Annotated in this window: 14 protein-coding genes and 5 pseudogenes; 17 read left to right on the top strand and 2 right to left on the bottom strand. The window is 38.4% G+C overall.

From position 1 onward, the window contains the following. Positions 1-113 precede the first annotated feature (113 nt). Positions 114-446 carry a DUF5339 domain-containing protein gene (locus tag NYR89_RS05400; protein ID WP_039197296.1) on the bottom strand — a complete coding sequence of 111 codons (333 nt, stop codon included), beginning with the start codon at positions 444-446 and terminating at the stop codon, positions 114-116. Positions 447-905: 459 nt separating this feature from the next. On the opposite strand from NYR89_RS05400, the pseudogene NYR89_RS05395 reads away from it, so the two are divergent. The 17 genes and pseudogenes from NYR89_RS05395 (at position 906) to NYR89_RS05320 (ending at position 13,946) form a co-directional block, all read left to right on the top strand. Beyond that, a pseudogene (locus NYR89_RS05395) lies at positions 906-2,455 on the top strand (cytochrome ubiquinol oxidase subunit I). Positions 2,456-2,467: 12 nt separating this feature from the next. Further along, a pseudogene (cydB, locus tag NYR89_RS05390) lies at positions 2,468-3,605 on the top strand (cytochrome d ubiquinol oxidase subunit II). Between the two features lie 12 nt (positions 3,606-3,617). After that, the gene (locus NYR89_RS05385; RefSeq protein WP_005619000.1) at positions 3,618-3,716 is read left to right on the top strand and encodes a CydX/CbdX family cytochrome bd oxidase small subunit; all 99 of its coding nucleotides are present in this window, start codon (positions 3,618-3,620) and stop codon (positions 3,714-3,716) included. Positions 3,717-3,727: 11 nt separating this feature from the next. Then, positions 3,728-4,018, top strand: coding sequence for a cyd operon protein YbgE (gene ybgE, locus NYR89_RS05380; protein ID WP_018652052.1), 291 nt, complete (start codon positions 3,728-3,730; stop codon positions 4,016-4,018). 151 nt (positions 4,019-4,169) lie between these two features. Further along, positions 4,170-4,559, top strand: coding sequence for a tol-pal system-associated acyl-CoA thioesterase (gene ybgC, locus NYR89_RS05375; protein WP_279445038.1), 390 nt, complete (start codon positions 4,170-4,172; stop codon positions 4,557-4,559). 36 nt (positions 4,560-4,595) lie between these two features. Then, positions 4,596-5,276, top strand: coding sequence for a protein TolQ (tolQ, locus tag NYR89_RS05370; protein ID WP_039197288.1), 681 nt, complete (start codon positions 4,596-4,598; stop codon positions 5,274-5,276). 78 nt (positions 5,277-5,354) lie between these two features. Further along, positions 5,355-5,795, top strand: a complete 441-nt coding sequence (gene tolR, locus NYR89_RS05365) for a colicin uptake protein TolR (RefSeq protein ID WP_018652049.1) — start codon at positions 5,355-5,357, stop codon at positions 5,793-5,795. A 15-nt stretch (positions 5,796-5,810) separates the two neighbouring features. Continuing rightward, positions 5,811-7,082: pseudogene (gene tolA / locus NYR89_RS05360) on the top strand (cell envelope integrity protein TolA). 17 nt (positions 7,083-7,099) lie between these two features. Then, entirely contained in the window at positions 7,100-8,380 is a 1,281-nt protein-coding gene (tolB, locus tag NYR89_RS05355) for a Tol-Pal system beta propeller repeat protein TolB (RefSeq protein WP_279445037.1), read from the top strand. A gap of 22 nt (positions 8,381-8,402) precedes the next feature. Then, a pseudogene (gene pal / locus NYR89_RS05350) lies at positions 8,403-8,867 on the top strand (peptidoglycan-associated lipoprotein Pal). Positions 8,868-8,997: 130 nt separating this feature from the next. Beyond that, the gene (locus NYR89_RS05345; protein WP_341536369.1) at positions 8,998-9,852 is read left to right on the top strand and encodes a DMT family transporter; all 855 of its coding nucleotides are present in this window, start codon (positions 8,998-9,000) and stop codon (positions 9,850-9,852) included. Positions 9,853-9,927: 75 nt separating this feature from the next. Then, the gene (gene djlA, locus NYR89_RS05340) at positions 9,928-10,788 is read left to right on the top strand and encodes a co-chaperone DjlA (RefSeq protein WP_279445035.1); all 861 of its coding nucleotides are present in this window, start codon (positions 9,928-9,930) and stop codon (positions 10,786-10,788) included. Then, positions 10,788-11,417, top strand: a complete 630-nt coding sequence (locus NYR89_RS05335) for a DUF2238 domain-containing protein (RefSeq protein ID WP_279445034.1) — start codon at positions 10,788-10,790, stop codon at positions 11,415-11,417. The genes djlA and NYR89_RS05335 overlap by 1 nt, the downstream gene beginning before the upstream one ends. Before the next feature lie 89 nt (positions 11,418-11,506). Then, entirely contained in the window at positions 11,507-12,460 is a 954-nt protein-coding gene (gene dusC / locus NYR89_RS05330; protein ID WP_279445033.1) for a tRNA dihydrouridine(16) synthase DusC, read from the top strand. Positions 12,461-12,539: 79 nt separating this feature from the next. After that, positions 12,540-12,704, top strand: coding sequence for a GxxExxY protein (locus tag NYR89_RS05325; protein WP_279445032.1), 165 nt, complete (start codon positions 12,540-12,542; stop codon positions 12,702-12,704). A 46-nt stretch (positions 12,705-12,750) separates the two neighbouring features. Then, a complete protein-coding gene (locus tag NYR89_RS10965; protein ID WP_423848458.1) occupies positions 12,751-12,843 on the top strand; it encodes a GxxExxY protein in 93 nt (30 codons plus the stop codon). A 56-nt stretch (positions 12,844-12,899) separates the two neighbouring features. Beyond that, entirely contained in the window at positions 12,900-13,946 is a 1,047-nt protein-coding gene (locus NYR89_RS05320; RefSeq protein ID WP_279446650.1) for a YcjF family protein, read from the top strand. Between the two features lie 162 nt (positions 13,947-14,108). Here the strand turns inward: NYR89_RS05320 and NYR89_RS05315 are convergent. Beyond that, positions 14,109-17,127: pseudogene (locus NYR89_RS05315) on the bottom strand (glycoside hydrolase family 2 TIM barrel-domain containing protein). Positions 17,128-17,130 lie beyond the last annotated feature (3 nt).

Below are 17,130 nucleotides of genomic sequence, written 5' to 3'. Positions count from 1 at the left end.
TTACGCCTTACAAGCGGTCAAATTTTCTGATTTTTTTACAAATTAAAAGCAATAAAAAAAACGAGCATCTTTTTAGTAATTAATGCTCGGTTAAATAATTTAGGGCTAAACGATTAATGTTTTTGTTTCAGTGTGTTTAAAGCGGTTAAACCTTTATTACAACTTTTTTGTTGCATTTCAGTTTCCATTTTTAGGATTTGTTGTCTTGTAGAAGATAACTTACTTTTCATTTTAGCAACTTGGGTATGTGTACCGGGTTGTTTTTCCGCATCGGAAACAAGTTTATCTGCAACACTAAACATTCTTTGGCATTGTGTTGGCAATCTTTGATTTACAGAAGGTTTTGCCATAGAAAGTGAAGAAGTTTTCACCTCTGCCATCGCTGTTTGTGCTGTGAATGCCAGTATGAAGCTAGCGAAAGTTGAAATAAGAACTTTTTTTAACATTATGGTTTTACCTTTTTCAATTATAGTTAAAAACTATCGTTTGGTGCATAGTTTGGATTTCTTCGATTATAACAAACAAGAAATAAAAGTCATTATTAAATAGCAAATTTTTTGGATCTTTTCGATCATTTTATTTGACCAATATCAAAACTAATCATAAAAGTGTAGAAAGACATACTCCATAAAAGGTAGGGATGCTAAAGAAAAGTTATAAAAATATGAGTGAAAATAATCTAACTTTTAACATTGTTTCAAAGTTTTGGCTAGAAATGTGATCGATGTAACAAATCGACTATTTTTAATTTATTAAATTCAAGGTAGAATGGAATGTAGATTCTAAAAAAGCATATACCTATTTGTGGTTATATGGTTGTTTTAGGTCAAAATTTTGTTGGGGTGATTATTCGTATTCAGAATAATCTATAAATAAATTTTATTATACTTTATAAGAGGTCTGAGATGTTAGACGTTGTTGAACTCTCGCGTTTGCAGTTTGCTTTAACTGCTCTCTATCACTTCTTATTTGTGCCGTTAACATTAGGTCTTTCTTTCGTTCTCGTTGTAATGGAAACACTTTATGTAACGACAGGAAAAGAAGTTTATAAAGATATGACTAAATTCTGGGGTAAGTTATTCGGTATTAACTTTGCCCTTGGTGTAACAACTGGTATTACAATGGAATTCCAGTTTGGTATGAACTGGTCATATTATTCTCACTATGTGGGCGATATCTTTGGTGCTCCATTAGCAATTGAAGGCTTAATGGCGTTCTTCTTAGAGTCAACTTTCATTGGTTTATTCTTCTTCGGTTGGGATCGTTTATCAAAAGGTAAACACTTACTTGCGACTTATGCGGTTGCATTCGGTTCTAACTTCTCAGCATTATGGATCCTTGTTGCGAATGGTTGGATGCAGAATCCGGTTGGTTCTGAATTTAACTTCGAAACCATGCGAATGGAACTTGTAAGTTTCTCTGATCTCGTATTAAACCCAGTAACACAATCTAAATTCTTACATACGGTAACAGCAGGTTATACTTGCGGTGCGGTATTTGTATTGGGTATTAGTGCTTACTATATCTTAAAAGGTCAGGATCTCGGTTTTGCAAAACGTTCATTCTCGGTAGGTGCAAGCTTTGGTTTAATGGCGATTCTTGCTGTGTTAATTATGGGTGATGAATCTGGTTACGAAATCGGTAAAGCACAACCTACTAAATTAGCGGCAATGGAAGGTGAGTTTGAAACTCAACCGGCTCCAGCGGCATGGAATGCATTTGTAATTCCTAATACCGCTGAAATGAAAAATGAATTTTCAATTCATATTCCATATATGGCAGGTATTATTGCAACACGTTCTTTTGATACTGAAATTAAAGGTTTAAAAGATATTCGTGCAATCAACGAACAACGTGTTCGTACCGGTATTCAAGCATATGCGTTACTCGAAAAATTACGTGCGGGTAACTATACTGCAGAAGAAAAAGAAGCATTTAAAGCAGTACAAAAAGATTTAGGTTTCGGCTTATTACTTAAACAATATACGCCGAATGTAGTTGATGCGACTGAAGAGCAAATCCAAAAAGTGCGGCAAGCACCATTCCTAATGTTGGTCCAACATTCTGGGCATTCCGTGCAATGATGGCTTCTGGTGGTTTAATGCTTCTATTAATTGGTTTCGCATTCTTCCAAAACGTACGTGGTACCGTTGGTAAAAACCGTTTATTCTTAAGAGCAATGTTATGGGGTATTCCGCTTCCATGGATTGCAATTGAGTCAGGTTGGTTCCTAGCAGAATACGGTCGTCAACCTTGGGCAATTTATGAAATGTTACCAACAGGCGTGTCTAATTCTGCATTGACTACAACAGACCTTTGGATTTCTATCGGTTTACTTTGCGGCTTATATACTATCTTCCTCGTGGTTGAGATGTATTTAATGTTTAAATATGGCAGACTTGGTCCAAGTGCATTAAAGACTGGTCGTTATCATTTTGAACAATCTACAAAATAATAGGAGTGTACAATGATCGATTATGAAATTCTCCGCTTTATTTGGTGGATTCTGATTGTCGTATTGCTAATCGGCTTTGCGATTACAGACGGTTTTGATATGGGCGTATTAACATTACTACCGGTGATTGGTAAAAGTAATGTTGAACGTCGAGTAATGATTAATACCATTGCTCCGCACTGGGATGGTAACCAAGTATGGTTATTAACAGCTGGTGGTGCGATTTTTGTCGCATGGCCTACGGTTTATGCGACATCATTCTCCGGTTTCTATTTAGCGATGATTCTAGTGCTAGCGGCGTTATTTTTCCGTCCGGTAGGTTTTGAATATCGTGCTAAAGTAGATAGCCCGAAATGGCGTAATGCTTGGGACTGGGGTTTATTTGTCGGTGGTTTTGTTCCGTCATTAATTTTCGGTGTTGCATTCGGTAATTTATTACAAGGCGTACCATTCGAATTTAATAACCTTAACCAAGTAGTATATACAGGTTCATTCTTTGGTTTATTAAATCCGTTCGCATTATTATGTGGTGTAGTAAGCTTAATGATGTTAACTACACAAGGTGCGACATGGTTACAAATGAAAACGACCGGTGATTTGCGTAACCGTGCGAGAGCAACCGCTCAAGTTACTGCGGCAGTCGTATTAGTTGCGTTTGTATTAGCGGGTGTTTGGTTATCGTTTAAGGATGGCTTTGTGATCACAAGTGATTTAGATCACAATGCACAATCATTCTTAACTAATAAAACAGTTGCGGTTGAAAGTGCAAGCATGGTTCAGAAATTTTGCTGAGATGCCGGTATTATGGGTTGTTCCTGCATTAGCGGTATTAGGTGCATTATTAACGATTGTTGCTTCTAAAGTGAATCGTTCCGGCTTAGCATTCTTCTCATCATCAATTATGCTTGTTGGGGTTATTGTTACTGCGGCTGTATCTATGTTCCCATTCATTATGCCGTCAATTTCTCATCCTGAAATGAGCTTAACGGTTTGGGATTCAACAGCAAGTCAATATACATTAACAGTAATGTTAGTTGTTGCGTGTATCTTTGTGCCTTTAGTATTAGCTTATACTATTTGGTCATACATCAAAATGTATGGTCGCTTAGATGCTAAATATTTAGAAGATAACAAAGCAAGTGCATACTAAGGAGATAAACAGATGTTTTATGTAACTTGGGTATTAGGCGTTTTACTTGCGATTCTTTTTGCAACGGTAATTACTGTTAGCATTGAGAAAACAGGCAAATTTGACGAATAGGATTATAGTGAATGATTCATTCGCTCTATAATTTAACAAGAAAGGGCTGGCTAAAGGCCCTTTCTTTTATTCTTGCCGGGGTGCTATTTGCAATGATATTGCTGAATGCAAATCTATTTGCCCAGCATTTTGGTGGGCATATCCCTTATTTAGCGATATTAGCTTTCTATGGCATGGCCATTTTGTGGATTCATGGAATTGGCTTTGAAATTCAAAGTGCGATTTGGCGTCTAGTCTTTTTACCTATAACAGGCTATTTAATTGTCATTAGTTCATTGAGTTATTTAATTTCATTAAGATAGGCGTAAGATTTCTTACGCTTTTTTTATTAATTTTTTTATAAAAAAATATTTTCATTTCCCTATTGCACAACCATTTTTCTCTCTCTAAAATAGCACACAATTTACGCCTAATTTTTGGGCGTTTTTCATTTTGACGAATATTGGAATACAAATGAATTTCCCGATTAGAGTTTATTATGAAGATACGGATGCCGGAGGCGTGGTTTACCATGCAAATTACATCTGTTTTTTTGAGCGTGCACGCACAGAGTATTTACGCCAAGTAGGCTTCTCTCAGCAAAAATTATTGGCCAGCTCATTTGCTTTTGTCGTAAAAAAATTAGAAATTGATTATAAAATTCCTGCTCGTTTAGATGATTTACTCAGAGTCGAAACAGTCGTAACTGAGTTAAAAAAAGCAACGATTGTATTTCAACAACAATTATGGCGTGATGATATTTGTTTAAGTGAAGCAAAAGTCACCGTTGCAAGTGTTGATTTAACAAAAATGAAGCCTGTGGCGATCCCTGATGATATACGTCAGGCACTACAAGCGGTCTAATTTTTTAAACAAATTACTTATTCGGAGTTCTATTAAATGGAAACTGATTTTAACCTTGTTTCGCTGTTTATGCAGGCAAGTATTGTTGTTAAGATTGTTATTTTAATCTTAATCACGTTCTCAATTTTATCTTGGGCTGTCATTATTCAACGTAGCCGTATTTTAACAGCGGCAAAGAAAGATGCGTTAGCGTTTGAAAATAAATTTTGGTCAGGTGAAGATTTACATCGCTTACATGAAGGTTTAGAAAATCGTCGTGATGGCTTAACCGGTTCAGAGCAAATTTTCTATGCTGGTTTTAAAGAGTATATGCGTTTACAGCAAGTAAACTCGGATGCACCTGAAGCGACCATGAAAGGTTCTAGCCGAGCGATGAATTTAGCGTTAAACCGTGAAATTGAAAATTTAGAAAGCTACATTCCATTTTTAGGAACAGTAGGTTCAATCAGTCCTTATATCGGTTTATTCGGTACCGTATGGGGGATTATGCACTCATTTATGGGCTTAAGTGCAGTAAAACAGGCAACCTTACAATCAGTTGCTCCGGGTATTGCGGAAGCTTTGATTGCAACAGCAATCGGCTTATTCGCCGCAATTCCAGCAGTTATGGCATACAATCGTTTAAGTTTACGTGTAAATAAACTAGAACAAGATTATGCTAATTTTATTGATGAATTTACTACTATTTTACATCGCCAAGCATTTTCTAAAAAATAAGCGAGTAGTAAAAAACTCATGAGATCTGACCGCTTAATATGGTCAGATCTTTTATTCACTAATGTATAAGAGGAAAATATGTCTTACCGTCGTAAACGTAATGACATTAAATCTGAAATCAATATCGTGCCATTTTTGGACGTATTGCTTGTACTATTGCTTATCTTCATGGCAACTGCACCGGTTATCAGCCAAAGTGTTGAGGTCAATTTACCAGAAGATAAACATAGTCAATCGGTATCTAATGAAGATAAAACTCCCGTCATTTTGCAAGTTGCGGATGTCGGTTTATATAAATTAAAAATTGACGGTAACTTTGTACAAGGGAGTAGTGGACAGGAAGCGTTAGGTGAGCAAGAAGTTGTTGCGTATGCCGGTGAAGCATTCCAGAAAGATCCTAATACGCTTTTCCTTGTGGCGGCAGAGAAAGATATTCCTTATGAAGAAGTTATCAAAGGAATTGTTCTTTTAAAAGATGCGGGTATTAAAAATGCTGGGTTAATGACCCAAGGCAAATAGTAATAAGGATAACGTGTGAAATCTAAAGACGACAGACTAGAACTGGCGGTTATAGTTTCAGTCCTATTACATGCATTGTTGATTGGATTGCTTCTACTTGGTTCATTTTTTACCAAGACTACGCTAGAAGAAGCAACTGGCGGTAGTGGTGGTACAGGTGAAGAGTTTGAAGCTGTTATGGTTGATACTGGGCAGGTTGTCGCCGAGTACGGACGCTTAAAATCAGACAAAAAAGGCAGTGCACAACCGAAGGTGGCGGAGCAAGAAAAACCAAAACCTGAAGTAGTAGAGGAAGAACCGACACCTCAAGAGATTGCTGAACAACAAGAGAAAGAACAGCAACGCGTTGCAATGATTGAAGAACGTAAAAAACAAGAAGAGCAACGTGAAGAGGAACAGCGCCAAAAAGCTGAGCAAGCAACGTCAGCAAGAGATTGCAAAGCAAGAGCGACTTAAAAAAGAGCAAGCGGAAGAAGCTACTCGTAAAAAAGCGACGGAAGCGACTCGCTTAAGAGCTGAGGCGGAGGCTAGAAACTTAGAAGCGGCGACAAAAGCGACTGAGGAAGAGAAGAAGGCAAAAGAAGCTCAGAAAAAAGCGGAACAGCAGAAAAAACTTGAAGAGCAAAAACAGGCCGAGAAAGAAGCAAAATTAAAAGCAGAAAAAGAGGCGAAAGAAAAAGCTGAAAAAGAAGCGAAACTAAAGGCGGAAAAAGAAGCCAAAGTTAAAGCAGAGAAAGAAGCTAAAGAAAAAGCTGAAAAAGAAGCGAAACTAAAAGCGGAGAAAGAAGCTAAGGCTAAAGCCGAAAAAGAAGCTAAAGCGAAAGCGTACAGCAGAAGCGAAGGCTAAAGCAGATGCAGCAGACCAAGGCAACTCAAGCCAAAAATAATAAAGCTCTTGATGATTTCTTAAGTGGTGGAGATATTGGTGGTGGTTCGAGTAGAGGCGGTAATAAAAATACTGCGGGTTCTCAAGGTAATGGTAACTCGAAAGGTATCGGTGACGGAAAAGGCGTAGCTGATACTGGTTATGCACAGCTAATTAAGAAGAAATTGGCGCGAACCTATCGTGTTGATCCAAGCTTTAGTGGGCGTGAATGTCAGGTGAAGATCTTTATTGATCCAGCAGGTAACATTACAAATCATCAAGTATTATCAGGTCCGGATGATATTTGTCGAGCAACAGTAACGGCGGTTACTTCTGCAAGAAATGTTCCAAGAGCACCAAATGAGGAGACTTATAACAAATATAAATCTCCGATTATTAAGTTTGGTTTGAAAGTTCTATAATAACCTAGAGGTTTAAGATGAAATTAAAATCTCGTTTAACGAGTATAATTGGTGTATTTACATTAGCTTTTAGTCATTTTGCATTGGCTGATTCTGATGTGGTTATTTCAGTTGATGAAGGCGTTAGTATGGCTCAACCTATTGCTGTTGTGCCGTTTAAAGCTAATGGAGGAGTGCCTGCGGATGTAGGACAAATTGTTGCTGACGATTTACGTAATAGTGGTAAATTTACACCAGTAGAAAGAGCAAAATTACCTGCTCAACCAGGTTCTGCGACAGAGGTAAATTCTCAGCAATGGACCGATATTGGTGTTGATACAATTGTTGTGGGTCAAGTGACGCCGACTGGCGGCGGTTATAATGTTGCTTATCAGTTAGTTGATACATTAAGTAATCCAGTTGCTGTATTAGCTCAAGGCTCATTTAATGTACCGGCGACTCAAATTCGTCAAGGTGCACATACGGTAAGTGACCAAGTATTTGAGAAAATCACTCAAATTCGCGGTGCTTTTAGAACAAAAATTGCTTATGTAGTACAACGTGGTGTATCATCATATGAATTAAGGGTTTCAGATTATGATGGCTATAACGCATTTACTGTGGCAAAAAGTAAAGAGCCATTAATGTCGCCGGAATGGTCACCTGAAGGTGGTAAATTAGCCTATGTAACTTTTGAGAATAAAAAGGCTCAAGTAGTTGTACATGATCTTCGTTCTGGTTCGCGTCGAGTGGTTGCGGCATTAAAAGGTCATAATGGTGCACCAGCATTTTCTCCGGACGGTTCACGTATTGCATTTGCTTCAAACCAAGACGGCGAGTTAAATATTTATGTTGTGAATGCTGGTGGCGGTTCGCCATCAAAACTGACTGCAAATGCAGGTAATAATACAGAACCAAGTTGGTCTCCAGATGGAAGTACAATTTACTTTACTTCAGACCGTGCTGGTTCTCCCCAAGTATATAGAATGAGTTCATCAGGTGGTGGTGCTAGCCCTATGGGGGGTAGCGGTAGCTATAATGCTAAAGTATCATCTGATGGTAAGAATTTAATCATGATTGCCGGTGATAAAGTTGTGAAACGTGATCTCGCTTCAGGTGGCACGGAAGTATTGAGTTCAACTTTCCTAGATGAAAGTCCAAGTATTTCACCAAATGGTATTATGGTTATTTATAGCTCTACCAAAGGTACGAGCAAAGTGCTACAATTGGTGTCCGCAGATGGCCGTTTTAAAGCTAACTTGCCGGGAGCAGGTGGACAATTTAAATTCCCTGCTTGGTCACCGTATTTGACTAAATAAAATTCTTTTTTAGGAGCAACAAATGAAAAAACTAGCTAAAGTGTTAATGATCGCGGCACCAGCTTTCGTATTAGCGACTGCGCTGACTCATCAGACAACGCAAATGCAAACGCTAATGCAAATGGCGCAAGCAGGTCAATTTGGCGGTATGTCAGCACAAGATTTACAAACTCGTTATAACACTGTGTACTTCGGTTTCGATAGCTATGCAGTTGAAGGCGAATACCAACAACTTTTAGATGCACACGCCGCATACTTAACATCTTCAAACGGTAAAGTAACTGTTGCTGGTCACGCTGATGAACGTGGTACTCCAGAGTACAACATCGCATTAGGTCAACGTCGTGCAGACGCAGTTAAAAACTACTTAGCAACTAAAGGTGCTAACCAAGTTTCAACTGTTTCTTACGGTGAAGAAAAACCAGCTGTGTTAGGTCACTCTGAATCTGACTATGCGAAAAACCGTCGTGCAGTATTAGAATACTAATTTGTATTTAGTTACTGAATAGACAAATAAAGCCCTGATTGTTCAGGGCTTTATTTATTTGCAAGCGATTAAATTTTTTTATGTTTTTGCAAAACTAATTATGACTTTTTGGAATCATATTTCCCCGTTAATGAAGGGAATTATTTGTATTTTATTATCTGCTTTAGGCTTTTCTCTGATGGCTCTTTTTATGCGTTTGGCTGGAGAATTACCATTAGCTGAGAAAGCTATTTTTCGTAATGCAATAACAGCATTAATTAGTGGCTATATTATTTGGCGAAATAAGCAGTTATTTTTAGGTAGAAAAGAAAATAGATGTATATTGTTACTACGTTCGATCACCGGCTTATTTGGTATCTTATGCGGTGTTTATATTATTGACCATTTAGTATTAAGTGATGTTGATATGATCGGTAAGCTCACTTCGTTTATACTCATTGTTTTTTCCGCCCTTTTTTTGAAGGAAAAAGCCTCGTTAATGCAATTAGGGTTATGTCTTCTCGCATTTTTTGGGGCTTTATTTATTATTAAGCCTGCCTTTGATCTTCATTTTTTTCCGTATTTTATTGGAATAATTGGTGCGGTTTTTGCCGCATTAGCCTATCTTTGTTTACGTATATTAGGACAAAAAGCTCAGTCTGAAAGCTCAAATACGATTGTTTTTTTCTTTTCAGCATTTTCGACAATTGTCTTATTCCCCTTTGTTTTGTTAGATTTTGTCCCCATAAATGCAGTTCAAATAACTTACTTATTATTATCAGGAATTACCGCAACAGTCGGGCAGTTTTCTGTGACATTAGCTTATAAATATGCAATTGCGAAAGATATTTCTATTTATAGTTACTCTTCCGTACTTTTTAGTGCATTTCTTGGTGCTGTCGTATTTAAGCAATTTCCAGATAGTTGGAGTATTTTAGGTTATTTGATCGTTTTTATTTCAGGTTTAATGATGTTTATGTTTACACGAACAAATCGAAAGATTTAATTATTTTTTCAGCTTTTTAAGCTAGAATATCGTAATTTTTAGTGCATATTCTTATGAATAGAAAAGAGGGATTATATGCAATTTATTGGTAAGATTATTGGTTTTTTTGTCGGCTATAAATTATTCGGTGGTATTTTTGGAGGTTTACTCGGCGTATTTATCGGGCATTTGGCAGATAAAAAATTGTATGAATTAGGTTCTGTAAGATCATCTGTTTTTGGTAAAAATTTGACTCGTCAGTTATTGTTTACTCAAACAACGTTTGTCGCATTAGGGCATATTGCTAAGGCTAAAGGTCGAGTGACGGAAGATGATATTCATTTAGCTCGCCAGCTTATGGCGCGTCTAAAATTAGATGAAAAGGCGAAACAATTAGCTCAACAAGCATTTACTTTAGGTAAAGAAGCTGATTTCCCATTACGCACGGTGATTCAAGAGTTTAGGGAGGCTTGTGGGCAACGTGCTGATTTATTGCGTTTCTTTGTTGAAGTACAAATGCAGGTCGCATTGCAGGATGGACAGTTGGATTCTAATGAGCAACAGATTCTGTTTACTATTGCGGAAACCATGGGAATGAATCGTTTCCAATTTGAGCAGATGATTGCAATGGTAATGGTCGCACAACAGTTCCGTTCCGGTGGTTTTTATCAGCAATCTCAACAACAAAGTGATTCATATCATCAATCTCAAGGAAATTATGGTGGTTATCGTCCAAGTGGTCCAAATGTAAAAGATGCTTATACGGTATTAGGTGTCACGGAAAATGATGAGCAAAATACGGTTAAACGTGCGTATCGTAAATTAATGAACGAGCATCATCCGGATAAATTAGCGGCAAAAGGTCTGCCGGACGAGATGATGGAGTTAGCTAAAGAGAAAGCGCAACAAATTCAAGCGGCTTATGATTTAATTTGTAAAGTCAAAGGATGGAAATAATGGACCAGCGTTCACATATTATTCCGCTGTTTTTAGCGATTGTGATTATCGCAATTGCAGTATGGTCGGGGATTATTCCGTCAGATCGGGCGGTTTGGTATGCGGAAGTAATGCCGATTTTTGTAGTATTCGGCTTACTAATTTTGACATATCCTAAATTTCAATTTAGCGGTTTGGCTTATATCTTAATGTCTTTATGGATGATTATGCATTTAATCGGTGCAAAATATACCTTTGCCAATGTGCCTTTTGAATGGGCGAATCAGTTTCTTAGTCCGATTTTGGGCGAAGATCGTAACCATTTCGATAGAGTAGCACACTATATCATCGGTTTTTATAGTTTCCCGATGGCGGAATGGCTATTACGCCGCCGTAAGTGCGGATTAGGTGTTGCAATATTCTTTTCGCTATTTTTTATTATGGCGGTTGCCGCCAGTTATGAAATTATCGAATGGCAATATGCGGTAGTTGAAGGGGGTAATGCAGGCATTGAATTTTTAGGATCGCAAGGCGATATTTGGGATGCACAAAAAGATATGTTAGCGGATACTTTGGGAGCAATTACCGCACTTATCATTTATCTGATTGTCCGTCCTGACTTGCGAATTAGATCCCATTTTTACGAATAGCATTAATCATTTCAAGCGGTCACTTTTGGTAAAAACTTTACAAAAATCGACCGCTTTATTTTTAAATCACATAAGTGAAATAATTGAATATGATACCTAAAGTTATTTTAGCGCCGATGCAAGGCGTATTGGATCCTTTTGTTCGCAAATTACTGACAGCAGTAAATGATTATGATCTGTGCATTTCAGAATTTGTGCGAGTGGTGGATCAAAAATTACCGAAGAAAGCATTTTATCGCCTTGCACCTGAATTGTTGCAAGGTGGTTTAACTGATTCGGGTACGCCGGTGCGAGTGCAGTTATTAGGACAACATCCGCAATGGTTGGCAGAAAATGCTCAGTTGGCGATAGAGTTGGGATCGCACGGGGTGGATTTGAATTGCGTACGCCCGTCTAAAACGGTAAACGGCAGTAATGGCGGGGCATCATTGCTGAAAGATCCGGATTTGATTTATCGTGCAACCAAAGCAATGCGAGAAGCGGTTCCACAGGATCAGATCGTTTCGGTGAAAGTACGTTTGGGCTGGGATTCGGCAGATCAATGTTTTGAAATTGCCGATGCGGTGGTACAAGGCGGTGCAGATGAAATTACCGTACACGGTCGTACCAAACAAGACGGCTATCGAGCGGAACGCATTAATTGGCAGGCAATCGGCGAAATTCAAAAACGTCTTTCGATTCCTGTGATTGCCAATGGCGAAATCTGGGATTTTGAATCTGCAAAAAATTGTCAAAATACGACCGCTTGTTCGAGTTTAATGATCGGGCGAGGTGCATTAAACACGCCGAACCTTAGCCGAGTGGTTAAATTTAATCAGCCTAAAATGGCATGGAATGAAGTACTGCAATTGCTGTTTCAATATGTAAATATGGAAAATGAGCATGACTCGGGCTTTTATCATGTGGCAAGAATTAAGCAATGGCTACATTATTTGGATAAAGAATATCCGGAAGCCAAAGATTTGTTCCAAATACTCAAAACAGAACATGGTTATGACGGTCTAAAAGCACATATTGAACGAGCGGTAAAGCAAGGAATTTAACAATAGGGTTTTAACCACGGAAAACACAGAATACACAGAAGTAATAATAAGTAATATTGATTTTTTAAAGGGAGAATATATGAACTTATTCTTTGAACAAGAAACGTATGCTTTACGCAGTGCAATATTTGATGTGTATTTTCAAATGGGTAATGGTTTTTTAGAATCTGTTTATCAAGAATGTTTAGAGCTTGAATTTAGAGCTAGAAATATTCCTTTTATAACACACCCCAATCATTATTGAATTAAAAGCAGTTAGTTTGTTGAGAGAAGAGCATAAAGCTCAATTAATGAACTATTTAAAAATAACAGGTATGAAGTTAGGTTTACTTGTTAATTTTGGTGCATTTCCTAAAGTAGAAATTAAACGGATAATTATGTGAAAACTTTATTTCCGTGAATTTAGTGTATTCCGTGGTTAATTTATAAAGAGAAAATGATGAAGAAACAAATATTTAGTGAGCAAGAGGTCACAGCAGAGCGACAATTTGTTGCCAAGCAAGAGTTTGAGGCTTCGGAAGATGTTCAAATTGAAGAGGAATATCAAGAGGTTGAGGCGGAATTAATTGTGGAAGAAAGCCTAAAACCGTCGCGTTTTTGGGTAAGAGTATTGTTGTTTGCATTGGGACTATTCGGTATTGCCGTGATAGCACAAAGCGCACAATGGTTGATTGATACTTTCCAAGCTCGTCAATGGATTTATTTTGCTTTTGCGATTGTGTTCGCCTTAATCAGTTTAACCGGCGTGATTGCGATTATCGGTGAATGGCGGAAGTTAGTTTTTTTACGTCATCATCAGCAACAACAGCAAGTAAGCGAGCAATTACTTTTAGAAGAACTTTCAACGACAAGCGGTGAAAAAGCGATAAATTTCTGCAATGAAGTTGTGGCAAATTTAAAAAATGTGCCAAGCGTGCAACATTCGCAACAGCGTTGGCAAAGCCAATTAAATGAGGCTTACAATGCAAAAGAAGTGCTTTATCTATTTAGTGAAACAGTGCTCACTCCGCTTGATAAGCAAGTGAAAAGAATGATTTCAAAAAGTGCGACGGAGAATGCAATTATCGTAGCGGTTAGCCCGTTAGCTATGGTGGATGTGTTGATGGTCGCATGGCGAAATATTACGTTAGTCAATAAAATTAGCAAAACCTACGGTATGCAATTAGGTTATTTCAGTCGTTTGAAATTATTCAAAATGGTCTTAACCAATATGGTGTTTGCCGGAGCAACCGAAGTGGTGAGCGATGTCGGTATGGAGTTTTTCTCGCAGAATCTAACCGCTAAACTTTCGTTACGAGCCGCACAGGGCATTGGTGTTGGCTTACTTACGGCAAGATTAGGCATTAAAGCGATGGAATTTTGTCGTCCTGTTGCGTTTCAATCGGGCGAAAAGCCAAAACTTTCTGCCATTCGCCAACAATTATTAACTTCGGTTAAAAACACGATTTTTGCGAAAGCTGAAGAAAAGGTAAGTGAGAAAATATAGATATTCTGTGGCGTGCTGTTTTAATCACCACGGAATACACAGGGAATACAGAAAAGAAAACAAGTGGTAGGAGCTGTAAAAAGCGGCATTATGCCGCAGTTGCACAAAAGTTTATTTGTAGGGGCGAACAGAGTTCGCCCCTACATCATTCATTTACATAAACTAACCTACCACCAAATCAAACCTCACACTAAATTTGTCTTCCATTAAGCGGTATTGATCTTTTAAGTTCGGACCGCACGAGTTAGATCCGATTCCACTCATTTTGTAATCGATACATAACACGCTGTAATCGGATTCTTGTAGCTCGTAGCAATGTTTTTTCGCGGTTAATTCCTCTTGCGTATATGGCGAGAGATTAAAGCTGAACGGTTGGCTTGCACTCACAAACAGATTTTCCGATTTGAGGTATTCGCAACCGTAGTGGTCGCCGTTCTCCTGCGGTTTAACATAATCGGTATGATTTTGTTTTGCCGTGGTATGGTAGATGCCTAACTTCGCTAAATGGTGTTTATCCACATAGCTTTCTTGCTCGCCATAACCGAAATATTCGACCGCATTTTCCGCTTTAGCAAGCCAGAAGCGTAAACCGAAACGAGGTAAATACGGTAATTCGGTTGGGCGGATTGCATTAATTTCCACCGAAATCTGTCCGTCATTTAAGATACGATAACCAATATCCAGCGTTAAAAGACGACCACGAGAAATTGACACAATCGCAGATTTTACTGAAAATTCGACCGCTTGTTCGCTTTGTTGCCACTGAATTTCATAAGCCCTGGTATAGGCTTTATCGTAGCCGGCATTTTGCCATGCTTCACGAATGAGACGATCATTATCGGTCGGCGCACGCCAGATATTAAAATCTAACGGTTGTTGAATAATCGCTTTGCCAGCTTTTTCAATACGGCTGAAAATCCCTTTCTGTTTATCTAATTGGTAACTAAATTGCCCATTGTGTACGTTAATGTGGAAGCGATCTTCCTGTACTTCAAATGTACTGTTTTCAATCGTGCTATTTTTAATCTTACATGGCGGTAATATTAATTTATTTTCGTTAAATAAATTGAGCCGCTCGAAGCCAAGTGAATGTGCTTCGTCTAATAATTCAACCGCGGTATTTAAGCGATAATCTAAATTCAATAGCCATAAATGCCCGTTATTTTTTGGTAACTCAATCGGCAATACTGAGTTGCTGTGCGGTTTGCAAGAAACAGATAAATTTCCACCGCTTGTAACCACGCCGTTTTCGACAAATTCGTAATCAATTGTCAGATAATCAGCGAGATCGGTGAAATCCAAATAGTTGTGGATCACAATTTGGTTATCGATTAATTCGGCACGTGCAGGGCGATTCACATTTTTAAGCTCCAATAAATTACTGTGCGGAATACGATCCGGTGAAACTAAACCGTCCATACAGAAATTTCCATCGTGCGGGCTGTCGCCGAAATCACCGCCATAACCGAATTGACCGTTAGCACGGTACGGGGCGTGATCGCACCATTCCCACACAAAACCGCCGCATGATTGCGGATGACGATGGAACGCTTGCCAATAATCTTCCGCATCGCCGTTTGAATTACCCATTGCGTGACTGTATTCACACAATACGAAAGGTTTAGTTTGAGTGGTAGCACAATAGCGGTCGATATCTTCAGTTGAACCGTACATTTCACTATAAAAATCTAAATTTGATAGATCATTATTATCGGCAGAATGTTGGTAAATCGAGCTTTCGTAATGCACTAGACGAGATTTATCACGTTGTTTAATCCATGCCGCTGCTTCAAAGTTTGTACCGTAGCCGGATTCATTACCTAGCGACCAAATAATAATTGAAGTACGGTTTTTGTCTCGTTCCACGTTGGCTTGTTGGCGGTCTAAAATCGCTTTTTTGAACAGCGGATCACGGGCAAAGTAGCAGAAATTATCGATCGTATCTTGGCGGATACGTGCGGTTTGCAAATCGTTTTCATGGTTTAAGAAAATACTCGGTTCCGGTGTTTTGACAGTTAGCATTGAAGCACCGTGAGATTCGACATCACTTTCGCCAATCAGATAAAAACCGTATTGATCGCATAATTCGCTAAACCAAGGTGCATTCGGATAATGGGCGGTACGAATTGAGTTGATATTATGCTGTTTCATCAGCTGTAAATCTTTATGCGCTTGTGCGTAGCTAATCGCATAACCGGTTTTTGGATCGCTATCGTGGCGGTTTACCCCTTTAAATTTAATCGATTGCTGATTAAATAATAAAATGCCGTCTTTAATTTCCACTTTTCTAAAACCGATTTTTTGCACAATTACTTCTTCCGAAGTACGTAAAATTAAGGTGTAAAGTTGTGGGTTTTCGGCATTCCATAACTGAATATCTTCGACATCAATATTAAGTCGCGTATCGGTTTGATTGAAAACGGTAAAGCCTTTCGGATCGAGTAATTGATATTCAATCGCTTGCGGCTGACGGCTAAAAAGCGTTTCCACTTTCAGATTGGCGTGACGTAATTCATCGTCCAATTCATATTGAATAAAGAAATCTTGCAGATAATTTTGTTCTCGTTCAAGTAAATAGACATCACGGAAAATGCCCGACATTCTGAATTTGTCTTGATCTTCTAAATAGTCGCCGTCACACCATTTCAGTACCACTACGGTTAAATGGTTGGTGCCGACTTGTAAATAATCGCTAACATCAAATTCGGAGGTGCTGTGGCTGATTTGACTATAGCCGACAAACTGTTTATTCACGTAAACAAATAAACAAGAGTCTACGCCTTCAAAATTGAGCAAATAACGCTTATTGCTTTTCGGAGTAAGTTGCAGAGTACGATGATACACGCCACACGGAGTTTGATGTGGCACAAATGGCGGATCAAACGGGAACGGGTAGTTAATATTGGTATAGTGATGATGATCAAACCCGTGATTTTGCCAATTTGCCGGTACCGGAATTTTATGTTCGAACGCAAGCATCAAGGAAATTATCCGGTAGGTCATGATAGCTTTGAAAGTAATTAAAATCCCATTGACCGTTGAGTAGAGTAAAGTAATCGGATTGTTCACGCTTGCCGCTTAAAGCTATTTCATTTTGTTTATGCGGAATAAAATAAGCGTGATGTTCAACGGTATTTACGTGGAGTATATTCGGATCTTGGAAGTAATTTGGCAGTATCATGAT

This window comes from Actinobacillus arthritidis, assembly GCF_029774155.1.
Taxonomy (GTDB): domain Bacteria; phylum Pseudomonadota; class Gammaproteobacteria; order Enterobacterales; family Pasteurellaceae; genus Actinobacillus; species Actinobacillus arthritidis.
Note: the sequence above shows the minus strand (reverse complement) of the source record. Positions and strands in the feature narration are given on the sequence as shown.

What these genes read in the sequence shown, in the direction of transcription:
- NYR89_RS05400 (WP_039197296.1), bottom strand. Translation starts at nt 446, where the DNA reads ATGTTAAAAAAAGTTCTTATTTCAACTTTCGCTAGCTTCATACTGGCA.
- NYR89_RS05385 (WP_005619000.1), top strand. Translation starts at nt 3,618, where the DNA reads ATGTTTTATGTAACTTGGGTATTAGGCGTTTTACTTGCGATTCTTTTT.
- ybgE (WP_018652052.1), top strand. Translation starts at nt 3,728, where the DNA reads ATGATTCATTCGCTCTATAATTTAACAAGAAAGGGCTGGCTAAAGGCC.
- ybgC (WP_279445038.1), top strand. Translation starts at nt 4,170, where the DNA reads ATGAATTTCCCGATTAGAGTTTATTATGAAGATACGGATGCCGGAGGC.
- tolQ (WP_039197288.1), top strand. Translation starts at nt 4,596, where the DNA reads ATGGAAACTGATTTTAACCTTGTTTCGCTGTTTATGCAGGCAAGTATT.
- tolR (WP_018652049.1), top strand. Translation starts at nt 5,355, where the DNA reads ATGTCTTACCGTCGTAAACGTAATGACATTAAATCTGAAATCAATATC.
- tolB (WP_279445037.1), top strand. Translation starts at nt 7,100, where the DNA reads ATGAAATTAAAATCTCGTTTAACGAGTATAATTGGTGTATTTACATTA.
- NYR89_RS05345 (WP_341536369.1), top strand. Translation starts at nt 8,998, where the DNA reads ATGAAGGGAATTATTTGTATTTTATTATCTGCTTTAGGCTTTTCTCTG.
- djlA (WP_279445035.1), top strand. Translation starts at nt 9,928, where the DNA reads ATGCAATTTATTGGTAAGATTATTGGTTTTTTTGTCGGCTATAAATTA.
- NYR89_RS05335 (WP_279445034.1), top strand. Translation starts at nt 10,788, where the DNA reads ATGGACCAGCGTTCACATATTATTCCGCTGTTTTTAGCGATTGTGATT.
- dusC (WP_279445033.1), top strand. Translation starts at nt 11,507, where the DNA reads ATGATACCTAAAGTTATTTTAGCGCCGATGCAAGGCGTATTGGATCCT.
- NYR89_RS05325 (WP_279445032.1), top strand. Translation starts at nt 12,540, where the DNA reads ATGAACTTATTCTTTGAACAAGAAACGTATGCTTTACGCAGTGCAATA.
- NYR89_RS10965 (WP_423848458.1), top strand. Translation starts at nt 12,751, where the DNA reads ATGAACTATTTAAAAATAACAGGTATGAAGTTAGGTTTACTTGTTAAT.
- NYR89_RS05320 (WP_279446650.1), top strand. Translation starts at nt 12,900, where the DNA reads ATGAAGAAACAAATATTTAGTGAGCAAGAGGTCACAGCAGAGCGACAA.